The organism is Arenimonas sp. (assembly GCF_019459675.1).
In the GTDB taxonomy this organism is placed as follows: Bacteria; Pseudomonadota; Gammaproteobacteria; order Xanthomonadales; family Xanthomonadaceae; genus Arenimonas.
On the sequence record NZ_JAIBFH010000390.1, the window covers coordinates 1 to 10,913 of the forward strand.

General features: G+C 65.5%; 10 protein-coding genes and 1 tRNA gene. All 11 read left to right on the forward strand.

The genetic code is table 11. The features are described 5' to 3' along the window. Positions 1 to 678, forward strand: a 678-nt coding sequence (locus K0M70_RS12880; protein ID WP_290782560.1) for a molybdopterin-dependent oxidoreductase, incomplete at its 5' end; no start/stop codon positions are given. A gap of 1 nt (position 679) precedes the next feature. Next, entirely contained in the window at positions 680 to 1,738 is a 1,059-nt protein-coding gene (nuoH, locus tag K0M70_RS12885; RefSeq protein ID WP_290782562.1) for an NADH-quinone oxidoreductase subunit NuoH, read from the forward strand. Between the two features lie 7 nt (positions 1,739 to 1,745). After that, positions 1,746 to 2,234, forward strand: a complete 489-nt coding sequence (gene nuoI, locus K0M70_RS12890; RefSeq protein WP_290782564.1) for an NADH-quinone oxidoreductase subunit NuoI — start codon at positions 1,746 to 1,748, stop codon at positions 2,232 to 2,234. 18 nt (positions 2,235 to 2,252) lie between these two features. After that, the gene (locus K0M70_RS12895; RefSeq protein ID WP_290782566.1) at positions 2,253 to 2,870 is read left to right on the forward strand and encodes an NADH-quinone oxidoreductase subunit J; all 618 of its coding nucleotides are present in this window, start codon (positions 2,253 to 2,255) and stop codon (positions 2,868 to 2,870) included. Then, the gene (gene nuoK, locus K0M70_RS12900; protein WP_290782569.1) at positions 2,867 to 3,172 is read left to right on the forward strand and encodes an NADH-quinone oxidoreductase subunit NuoK; all 306 of its coding nucleotides are present in this window, start codon (positions 2,867 to 2,869) and stop codon (positions 3,170 to 3,172) included. The genes K0M70_RS12895 and nuoK overlap by 4 nt, the downstream gene beginning before the upstream one ends. A gap of 7 nt (positions 3,173 to 3,179) precedes the next feature. Continuing rightward, positions 3,180 to 5,315: an NADH-quinone oxidoreductase subunit L gene (gene nuoL, locus K0M70_RS12905; RefSeq protein WP_290782570.1), complete on the forward strand. Its 2,136-nt coding sequence runs from the start codon at positions 3,180 to 3,182 to the stop codon at positions 5,313 to 5,315. A 19-nt stretch (positions 5,316 to 5,334) separates the two neighbouring features. Continuing rightward, positions 5,335 to 6,864, forward strand: coding sequence for an NADH-quinone oxidoreductase subunit M (locus tag K0M70_RS12910; RefSeq protein ID WP_290782571.1), 1,530 nt, complete (start codon positions 5,335 to 5,337; stop codon positions 6,862 to 6,864). 22 nt (positions 6,865 to 6,886) lie between these two features. After that, positions 6,887 to 8,323 (forward strand): NADH-quinone oxidoreductase subunit NuoN, encoded by a 1,437-nt coding sequence (gene nuoN / locus K0M70_RS12915; RefSeq protein WP_290782573.1) that lies wholly within the window; start codon positions 6,887 to 6,889, stop codon positions 8,321 to 8,323. Positions 8,324 to 8,527: 204 nt separating this feature from the next. Further along, positions 8,528 to 8,604: transfer RNA gene (locus K0M70_RS12920), tRNA-Met, on the forward strand. Positions 8,605 to 8,768: 164 nt separating this feature from the next. After that, positions 8,769 to 9,305 carry a ribosome maturation factor RimP gene (gene rimP, locus K0M70_RS12925; protein WP_290782575.1) on the forward strand — a complete coding sequence of 179 codons (537 nt, stop codon included), beginning with the start codon at positions 8,769 to 8,771 and terminating at the stop codon, positions 9,303 to 9,305. Between the two features lie 44 nt (positions 9,306 to 9,349). Continuing rightward, entirely contained in the window at positions 9,350 to 10,837 is a 1,488-nt protein-coding gene (gene nusA, locus K0M70_RS12930; protein ID WP_290782577.1) for a transcription termination factor NusA, read from the forward strand. The last annotated feature ends 76 nt before the right edge of the window (positions 10,838 to 10,913 follow it).

Consider the following 10,913-nt stretch of genomic DNA (forward strand, 5'->3'; position numbering starts at 1 on the left):
CTGTACGGCATCGAACCGCAGTTCGACTTCGCCCAGGGTGCGCAGGCGCTCAAGGCGCTGGCCGGCGCCAAAGTGGTGGCGTTCGCTGCGTTTGCATCCGACGAGCTCAGGAAGATCGCGCACGTGATCCTGCCGATCGGCCTGCTGCCGGAAATCGAAGCCACGCTCACCAACGTCGACGGCATCCACCAGTCCACCCAGGCCGGCGGCAAGCTGCCGGGCGAAGCGCGCGCCGGCTGGCGCGTGCTGCGTGCGCTGGGCGGCAGCCTGGGCATCGCCGGCTTCGAGTTAACCGATCTGCACGGCCTGCGCGCCGGCCTGGCGCCGCAGGCGCCGGCGCAGGGGGCCGGCCTGTCCGAGGCGGGCAAGCATGACGCCGGCCTGGAGCGCATCACCAGCACGCCGATCTACCGCGGCGACGCGGTGCTGCGTCGCGCGGTCGCACTCAACGCCCATCCGCTCACCCACGGCCCGCGCGTCGTGCTTCACCCCGAAGAAGCCCTGGCGCGAGGCCTGTCCGACGGCGGCGTGGCCAAGGTTGGGGACGGCGTTGGCAGCGCGGCGCTGCCGGTGGCGGTCAGCGCCCGCGTGCCCAAGGGCGCGGTCTGGATCGAGTCGGGTTACGAAGCCACGGCGCCGATGTCGCCCACGGCGCGCCTTGCGGTGGTAGGGGCCTGAGATGATCGAAGCGATGCGAGAGTTTTTCCTGAGCTTCGGCGATCCGGGCCTGGTCATCTGGACCCTGGTCAAGATCATCGTCATCGTGCTGCCGATCACCATCGGCGTGGCCTTCTACACCCTGGCCGAGCGCAAGGTGATTGGCTGGATGCACGTGCGCCACGGGCCCCAGTTCATCGGCGGGTTCATGGGCGTGGGCGTCATCCAGGCCTTTGCCGACGTGTTCAAGATGCTGTTCAAGGAACTGGTCATCCCCAGCTCGGCCAGCCCGATGCTGTTCCGGCTGGCGCCGCTGCTGGCGCTGGCACCGGCGCTGGCGGCCTGGGCGGTGATCCCGTTCGACGACGGCGTGGTGCTGGCCAACGTCAACGCCGGCCTGCTGGTGCTGCTGGCCCTGACTTCCATGGGCGTGTACGGCATCATCATTGCCGGCTGGGCGTCGAACTCCAAGTACGCCATCCTCGGCGCGATGCGCTCCGCGGCGCAGGTCATCAGCTACGAAATCGCCATGGGCTTCGCCCTGGTGGGCGTGCTGGTGGCTTCGGGCACGATGAACCTCAGCGGCATCGTCCACGCCCAGGCGGGTGACCTTGGCATGCTGGAGTGGTTCTGGCTGCCGCTGTTCCCGCTGTTCATCATCTACGTGATTTCCGGCGTGGCCGAGACCAACCGCGCCCCTTTCGACGTGGCCGAGGGCGAGTCGGAAATCGTCGCCGGCTTCCACGTCGAGTATTCGGGTTCGGCCTTCGCCATCTTCTTCCTGGCCGAATACGCCAACATGATGCTGATCAGCCTGCTTACGCCGATCCTGTTCATGGGTGGCTGGCTGTCGCCGTTCCCGCCGTCGTGGGGCTTCCTTGGCGAGCCGGGCTGGTGGTGGCTGGCGCTGAAGTTCCTGTTCTTCGCCTTCACCTTCCTTTGGTTCCGCGCCACGTTCCCGCGCTATCGCTATGACCAGATCATGCGCCTGGGCTGGAAGGTGTTCATCCCGATCACGATCTTCTGGATCTTCGTGACCGCCATCATGGCCTACAACAACTGGTTCACGGTCGGGGCCTGAGACACCTATGAACGCAATCGCGAACTACCTCAAGAGCCTGATGCTGCTGGAGCTGCTGGCCGGCATGAAGCTCACGCTGAGCTACCTGTTCAAGCCCAAGTACACCGTGAACTACCCGTTCGAAAAGCTGCCGCAGTCGCCGCGCTTCCGCGGCCTGCACGCCCTGCGGCGCTACCCCAACGGCGAAGAGCGCTGCATCGCGTGCAAGCTTTGCGAGGCGGTTTGCCCGGCGCTGGCGATCACCATCGACTCCGAACCGCGCGCCGACGGCTCGCGGCGCACCACCCGTTACGACATCGACCTGTTCAAGTGCATTTACTGCGGCTTCTGCGAGGAAAGCTGCCCGGTGGACTCGATCGTCGAGACGCATATCCACGAGTACCACTTCGAGAAGCGCGGCGAGAACATCGTCAGCAAGCAGCAGCTGCTCGCCATCGGCGACCGGTTCGAAGACGAGATCGCGCAGCGACGGGCCGCTGACGCGGCCTTCCGTTGAGGCAGGGGACCCACTGACATGAGCTACGAACTCGCCGCCTTCTGGGCTTTCGCCACCGTCACCGTGGTTTCCGCGCTGGGGGTCATCCTGGCCCGCAACCCGGTGCACGCGGTCCTGACGCTGGTGCTGTGCTTCTTCTCCACCGCCTGCCTGTGGCTGCTGCTGCAGGCCGAGTTCCTGGGGGTGGTGCTGGTGCTGGTCTACATCGGTGCCGTGATGGTGCTGTTCCTGTTCGTGGTGATGATGCTCGACGTGAATACCGCGCCCCTGCGCGAGGGCTTCACCCGCTACCTGCCGCTGACGGGCGCCGTGGTGGTGGTGATGGCCGCCGAGATGATGATGCTGATCGGCAGCAAGCGCTTCGAGGTCACGCTGCCGGCCAGCGACCCGGCCGCGGCGCTTGGCAAGTCCAACATCGAATGGATCGGCGAAACGCTGTTCAGCAAGTACATCCTTCCCTTCGAGATCGCCGCGGTCATCCTCACCGTGGCGCTGGTGGTGGCCGTGATGCTGACGCTGCGCCGTCGCCCCGGCACCAAGCACCAGGACGCGGGCGGCCAGGTGGCGGTGAAGCGCGACGACCGCGTCCGCCTGGTCAAGGTGGCCTCTGAACCCCGCCAGGAGGGCAACCCGTGATCACCCTCGGTCATTTCCTCGCGCTGGGCGCGGTGCTCTTCTGCATCAGCGTCGCCGGCATCTTCATCAACCGCAAGAACGTCATCGTGCTGCTGATGTGCATCGAGCTGATGCTGCTGGCGGTGAACATCAACTTCGTGGCGTTCTCGCGCTTCCTGGGCGACGTGTCGGGCCAGATCTTCGTGTTCTTCATCCTGACCGTGGCCGCTGCCGAGGCCGCCATCGGCCTGGCCATCCTGGTGACGCTGTTCCGCAACACGCGGACCATCAACGTCGCCGAACTCGATTCCCTGAAGGGCTGAGCGCGCGATGATTTCCTTGAACACGCTGCTGGTGATCGCGCTGGCGCCGCTGCTGGGCAGCATCGTCGCCGGGTTCTTCGGCAAGCAGGTGGGCCGCGCGGGCGCCCACTGGGTCACCATCGCCGGCGTGGCGGTCAGCTGCGCCCTGTCCATCCAGGTGCTTTGGCAGCTGCTGGTGCAGAACGCCGACCCGTTCAACCAGAACATCTACACCTTCTTCCAGGTGGGCGGTTACTCCGCGCACGTGGGCTTCATGGTCGACAACCTGACCGCGATGATGATGGTGGTGGTCACGTTCGTTTCGCTGCTGGTGCACGTGTACACCATCGGCTACATGGCCGACGACCCGGCCTACCAGCGCTTCTTCAGCTACATCTCGCTGTTCACCTTCAGCATGCTGATGCTGGTGATGAGCAACAACTTCCTGCAGCTGTTCTTCGGCTGGGAGGCGGTGGGCCTGGTGTCGTACCTGCTGATCGGCTTCTGGTACAAGCGGCCGACGGCCATCGTCGCCAACCTCAAGGCGTTCCTGGTCAATCGCGTCGGCGATTTCGGCTTCCTGCTCGGCATTGCCGGCGTGCTGGCCTGGATCGGCACGCTGGACTACGCCACGGCGTTCACCCACGCGTCCAACGCCGAGCTCACCGGCACCTTCAGCCTGTGGTCGGGCCAGATCAGCCTGTTCGGGCACACCTGGCAGGTGATGTCGTCGGCCGTGGAAGTGCAGGTCATCAGCTTCATCTGCATCTGCCTGTTCATCGGCGCCATGGGCAAGTCGGCCCAGGTCCCGCTGCACGTCTGGCTTCCCGATTCGATGGAAGGCCCCACGCCGATCTCGGCCCTGATCCATGCCGCCACGATGGTGACGGCCGGCATCTTCATGGTGGCGCGCATGTCGCCCCTGTTCGAACAGAGCGAGGCGGCGCTGGCTTTCGTGCTGTTCATCGGCGCCACCACGGCGCTTTTCACCGGCTTCATCGGCATCGTGCAGAACGACATCAAGCGTGTCGTCGCGTATTCCACGCTGTCCCAGCTGGGCTACATGACCGTGGCGCTGGGCGTTTCGGCGTATTCGGCCGCGGTGTTCCACCTGATGACCCACGCCTTCTTCAAGGCGCTGCTGTTCCTGGCTGCTGGCTCGGTGATCATCGGCATGCACCACCAGCAGGACATGCGCAAGATGGGCGGGCTGCGCAAGTACATGCCCATCACCTACATCACCAGCCTCATCGGTACGCTGGCGCTGGTGGGTACGCCGTTCTTCTCGGGCTATTACTCCAAGGACACCATCATCGTGGCCGCGGGTGAGGCCGCCAAGACCGGTGGCTGGGTCCAGACCTACGGCTACTGGGCGGTGATGCTGGGCGTGTTCGTCACGGCCTTCTACAGCTTCCGCCTGCTGTACCTGACGTTCCACGGCAAGGAGCGTTTCCGCGAGGTGGCGGCGCACGACGACGGCCACGGACACGATGCGCATGCCGACGCCCACCATGACGAGGCCCACGACGACCACGGCCACCATGGCCCGGTGGAACCGCACGAGTCGCCCAAGGTCGTCACGATCCCGCTGATCCTGCTGGCCATCCCGTCGGTCCTGATCGGTTTCTTCACGGTCGGGCCGATGCTGTTCGGCGATTTCTTCCGTGGCGCCATCGAAGTGCTGCCGGCGCATGACACCGTGGCCGCGGCCGGTGCGACGCTCTGGCACGCCGATCACGGCTGGGTTTCGGCCGCCGTTGGTTTCGGACTCCATTTCTGGGCGTCCCCGGTGTTCTGGCTGGCGTTCGGTGGATTCGCGCTGGCGACGTTCCTCTACCTGTTCCGCCCTGAACTGGCCACGAAGATGCGCGCCAGCAAGGTGGGAGCCTTCTTCACCCGCATCCTCGAAAACAAGTACGGTTTCGACGACCTTTGGATGAAGGGCTTTGCCGGCGGTGGCCTCAAGCTGGGCAAGCTTTCCTGGAAGCGCGGTGACGCCGGCCTGATCGACGGCGTGCTGGTGAACGGTTCGGTCGTGGTGATCGACCGCGTTGCCGGCCTGCTGCGGCAGATCCAGACCGGACGCCTTTACAACTATGCCTTCGCCATGATCCTTGGCCTCATCGTGCTGTTGGCGGTGCTGGTGAAGACGGTCGGCGGCTGAGACAGACAAGGAAGACCTGATGGATTCGAACTTCCCCCTGCTTAGCGTGCTGATCTGGCTGCCGATCCTCGGCGGCCTGCTCACGCTGGCGTTTGGCGACACCCGCGCCCACCAGGGCAAGGTGTTTGGCCTGGCCGTGGCCGTGGCCACCTTCGCCGCCAGCCTGATGCTGTTCGCCGGGCATGACGTCACGTCGCCGGCGATGCGCTTCGTCGAGGACCACGCCTGGATCCCCAGCTTCGACATCCGCTACGCCCTGGGCGTGGACGGCCTGTCGATCGCGCTGATTGCCCTGACCACGCTCACCACTGCGCTGGTGCTGGTGGGTTCGTGGTCGTCCGTGGAGCGTCGCGCGCACCAGTACTTCGCCTCCTTCCTGATCCTTGAAGGCCTGATGGTGGGCGTGTTCTGCGCCCTGGACGCGATGCTGTTCTACGTGTTCTTCGAAGCCATGCTGATCCCGATGTTCATCATCATCGGCGTGTGGGGCGGGCCCAAGCGCGTGTACGCGTCGCTGAAGTTCTTCCTGTACACGTTCCTGGGCTCGGTGTTCATGCTGATCGGCCTGGTGTACCTGTACCTGCGCACGGTGGAGGCGGGCAACCCCAGCTTCCTGCTGGCCGACTTCTACCAGCTCAAGCTGACGATGGCCGAGCAAACGTGGCTGTTCTTCGCCTTCCTGGCGGCGTTCGCGGTGAAGGTGCCGATGTTCCCGGTGCACACCTGGCTGCCCGACGCCCACGTCGAAGCGCCCACCGGTGGCTCGGTGATCCTGGCGGCGATCATGCTCAAGATCGGCGGCTATGGCTTCCTGCGCTTCACCCTGCCGATCGTGCCCGACGCCGGGCAGGAGTGGGCCTGGCTGGTGATCGCGCTGTCGCTGGCGGCGGTGATCTACATCGGCCTGGTGGCGCTGGTGCAGGAGGACATGAAGAAGCTGATCGCCTACTCGTCGATCGCGCACATGGGCTTCGTTACCCTCGGTACCTTCATCGCCTTCGCGCTGGTGCGCGAGCTGGGCAACACCGATGCCGCGCAGCTGGGCCTGCAGGGCGCGATGGTGCAGATGATTTCGCACGGCTTCATTTCCGGCGCCATGTTCTCGTGCGTGGGCGTGGTCTATGACCGCATGCACAGCCGCATGATCCGCGACTACGGCGGCGTGGCCAACACCATGCCGTGGTTCGCCGCATTCTTCGTCTTCTTCGCGATGGCCAACTCGGGCCTGCCGGGCACGTCGGGCTTCGTCGGCGAGTTCATGGTCATCCTGGCCGCCTTCCAGCACAACGTCTGGGTGGCCTTCGGCGCCGGTTTCACGCTGATCCTGGGCGCGGCCTACACGCTGTGGATGGTGAAGCGGGTGATCTACGGCGAAGTCGCCAACCACCACGTGGCCGAGCTGACCGACATCAACGGACGCGAGGCCTTCGTGCTGGGCGTGTTCGCACTGGGTACGCTGGCGCTGGGCGTGTATCCCAAGCCGCTGACCGACCTCATGGAAGCACCGATCGCGCAGCTGCTCGTGCAGCTCGCCGCCACCAAGCTGTAAGGGAACAAGAATGGCCCTGCCGATGCCTACCATTGCCGACCTGGTGCCCTTGGGACCGGAAATCTTCGTCTGCGCCGCCGCGTTTGCGCTGCTGATGGTCGACCTGTTCCTGTCCGACCAGCGGCGCGGGCTGACGCACTTCCTGGCGCTGTTCATCCTGGTCACTGCCGCGGTGCTGACCGCACGCGACATGGCGATGGTGCCGGTGTACGGCTTTGGCAACCTGTTCGTGCGCGACACCGTCAGCGACGTGCTCAAGATCGGCGTGTACCTCGTGGCCGGCGCATCCTTCATCTACGCCAAGCCCTACCTGCAGGACCGCGGCCTGTTCAAGGGCGAGTTCTACGTGCTGGGCCTGTTCGCGGTGCTGGGCATGATGCTGATGATTTCCTCGGGCAGCATGCTTACCCTGTACCTGGGGCTGGAGCTGCTGGCGCTGAGTTCCTATGGCCTGGTGGGCATGGACCGCGACAATCCACGTTCCACCGAAGCGGCGATGAAGTACTTCGTGTTGGGCTCGCTGGCCTCGGGCATGCTGCTGTACGGCATGTCCATGGTTTACGGCGCCACCGGCAGCCTGCAGCTGGGCGAAATCCAGGCGGCGGCCGCCAGCGTTGGCGACCGCACGCTGCTGCTGTTCGGCGTGGTGTTCATGCTGGTGGGCATCGCCTTCAAGTTCGGCGCGGCGCCGTTCCACATGTGGCTGCCCGACGTGTACACCGGCGCCCCGACCGCCATCACCCTGTTCATCAGTTCGGCGCCCAAGATGGCCGCGTTCGGCATGGCCTACCGCCTGCTGGATTCGGGCGTGGGTCCGCTGGACGCCTACTGGCAGGACATGGTGGCCTGGCTGGCGGCGCTGTCGCTGATCATCGGCAACCTGGTGGCGTTGGTGCAGACCAACCTCAAGCGCATGCTGGCGTACTCCACCATCTCGCACGTGGGCTTCCTGTTCATGGGCATCGCCCAGGGCGGGCAGGCCGGCTATTCGGCGGCGATGTTCTACGCCATCAGCTACGCGATCATGTCGGCGGCGGCGTTCGGCGCGATCATCCTGCTGTCGCGCAAGGGCTTCGAGGCCGAGGACATCGCCGACTTCCGCGGGCTGTGGTCGCGCAATCCGATGCAGGCGATGTTCGTGCTGTTCGTCATGGCTTCACTGGCCGGCGTGCCGCCGTTCCTGGGCTTCTGGGCCAAGCTCGAGGTGCTGCGCGCTGCGGTCGACTCGGGCCTGATCTGGCTGGCGGTGTTGGGCGTGGTGTGCGCGGTGATCGGCGCGTTCTACTACCTGCGCGTCATCAAGGTGATGTTCTTCGACGAGCCGGAAGGCGAGGGCGCCAAGATCCATCCCGACGGCCACCTGCGCCTGATGTTCGCCGTCAACGCGTCGGCGCTGCTGGTGCTGGGCCTGTTCGCCGAATGGATCCTGGGCTGGTGCCGCCTGGCGTTCCCGGTCTGACGCTGCACCCCCAACCGCTTGACGTAACACCCGCCAAGGGCCGATTCGTCGGCCCTTCGCTTTTGGCGCCACTTGCACGGTTGGCAGCGAGCCTTTGGTGGCTTTTACGAAGCGCGGCTGAGCTGGCGATCGGGGGCTGAGCGGGGCAGGGAAGATTGGGCTTGCGCCGGCCGCGTGCAGACCCCTATAATGCGCGTCTACTGCTGCGGGGTGGAGCAGTCTGGCAGCTCGTCGGGCTCATAACCCGAAGGTCGCAGGTTCAAATCCTGCCCCCGCTACCAGTTTCTGGCTTTGGTTCCGAAAGGATTCATCGCACAGGCTTTTTCCCTCGGGTTGGCCAGCATGGCAGCCCCGGGAAGCCGGAACCTGGATGTACCGGAAAAGGGCCTTACGGCCCTTTTTTGTTTTCGAAATTCCGTAAACGCACGAGGCGAACCTCCAAACGATGTCCGGCAAGGCGACTGAAATCATCGAACTGCTCTCGCCCACGGTGGTGGCGCTGGGGCTCGAGCTGCTGGGCGTGGAGTTTTCTCCCACCGGCACCAGCGCCATGCTGCGCCTTTACATCGATGCGCCGGGTCGGCTGGTTGCGATCGAAGACTGCGAAGCGGTGAGCCGCGAAGTGGCCGCCGTGCTCGACGTCAACGACCCGATTACGTCGGCTTACACGCTGGAAGTGTCGTCGCCCGGCATCGACCGCCCACTGTTCACCGCCGAGCAGTTCGGCCGCTTCATCGGCGAACAGGCCCGGGTGACGCTGCGCATGGCCCAGGACGGCCGCCGCCGCTTCCAGGCCCGCATCACCGGCGTGGAAGGCGATGACGTGCTGCTGGCCCACGAAGCCGGCGACATGCGCATCGCGCACGACAACATCGAGAAAGCGCGCCTGGTCCCCGACCTGGTTGCCCTGGGCCTTGCGGCCCAGCCCAAACCCTCCGGCCCGGGCGGCACCCGCCGCAAGACGCCGAAAAACGAATCCTGATCAACCCCGAGGCGGCCCGGCCGCCTTTGACGGAGCTTTAGACGATGAGCAAGGAACTGTTGCTGGTGATGGAAGCGGTGGCCAACGAGAAGGGCGTGCCGCGCGCCGTGATCATCGAAGCGATGGAGGCCGCCCTGGCTTCCGCCGCCAAGAAGCGCTACCACGAGCAGGACGTGTCCGTGCGCGTGGCCATCGATCCCAAGGACGGCAGCTACGAAACCTTCCGCCGCTGGGAAGTGGTGGCCGACGACGTGGTGATGGAGTCGCCCGAGCGCCAGATCCGCATGATGGACGCGGTGGAGGAGAAGGAAGGCGCCGAGATCGGCGACTTCGTCGAGGAGCAGGTCGACAACGCCGAGTTCGGCCGCATCGCCGCCCAGGCGGCCAAGCAGGTGATCGTGCAGCGCGTGCGCGAAGCCGAGCGCGCCCAGGTGCTGGACGCCTGGCGTGACCGCATCGGCGAGCTGGTGAACGGCATCGTCAAGCGCGTCGAGCGTGGCAACGTGTTCGTGGACCTGGGCGGAAACGCCGAAGCCTTCATCCCCAAGGACAAGGCGATCCCGCGCGACGTGCTGCGCCCGGGCGACCGCGTGCGCGGTTTCCTGCTGGACGTGCGCGCCGAAGCCCGCGGCCCGCAGCTGTTCATCAGCCGCACTGCGCCGGAGTTCATGATCGAACTGTTCAAGCTCGAAGTGCCGGAAGTCGGCCAGGGCCTGGTGGAGATCAAGGCCGCGGCGCGTGACCCCGGCGACCGCGCCAAGATCGCCGTGCTGGCGCACGACCATCGCACCGATCCGATCGGCGCCTGCATCGGCATGCGCGGTTCGCGCGTGCAGGCCGTCAGCAACGAGCTCAACGGCGAGCGCATCGACATCGTGCTGTGGTCGGACAACCCGGCCCAGTTCGTCATCAACGCGATGGCGCCGGCCGAAGTGCAGTCGATCATCGTCGACGAAGAAAAGCATTCCATGGACCTCGCGGTTGCCGAGGACAAGCTGGCCCAGGCCATCGGCAAGGGCGGCCAGAACGTCCGGCTTGCCAGCCGCCTGACCGGCTGGCAGCTCAACGTCATGACCCAGGACCAGGTCACCGCCAAGTCCGAGGGCGAGCAGACCACCGCGCGCCAGCTGTTCATGGACAAGCTGGAAGTGGACGAGGAAATCGCCGGAATCCTGGTCGCCGAGGGCTTCAGCACGGTCGAGGAAATCGCCTACGTGCCGGCCGCCGAACTGCTGGCGGTGGAAGGCTTCGACGACGACATCGTTGAGGAACTGCGCGCCCGCGCCCGCGACGCGCTGCTGAACGAAGCGCTGGCGGCCGAGGAAGAAATCGAAGACCACAAGCCGGCCGACGACCTGCTGTCGCTGGACGGCATGGACGAGGCCCTGGCCTACACGCTGGCGGGCCGCGGCATCGTCACCCGTGACGACCTGGCCGACCTCGCCACCGACGAGATCACCGACATCGAAGGCATGGATGCCGAACGCGCCGCCAAGCTGATCATGGCCGCGCGCCAGCACTGGTTCGAATAAGGCAGTTGCTACAAGCCGTTACAAGACTCACCATCGCGCGCCGGCCCGCGCGCCGCCCCCAAGGAAAACACAAAAA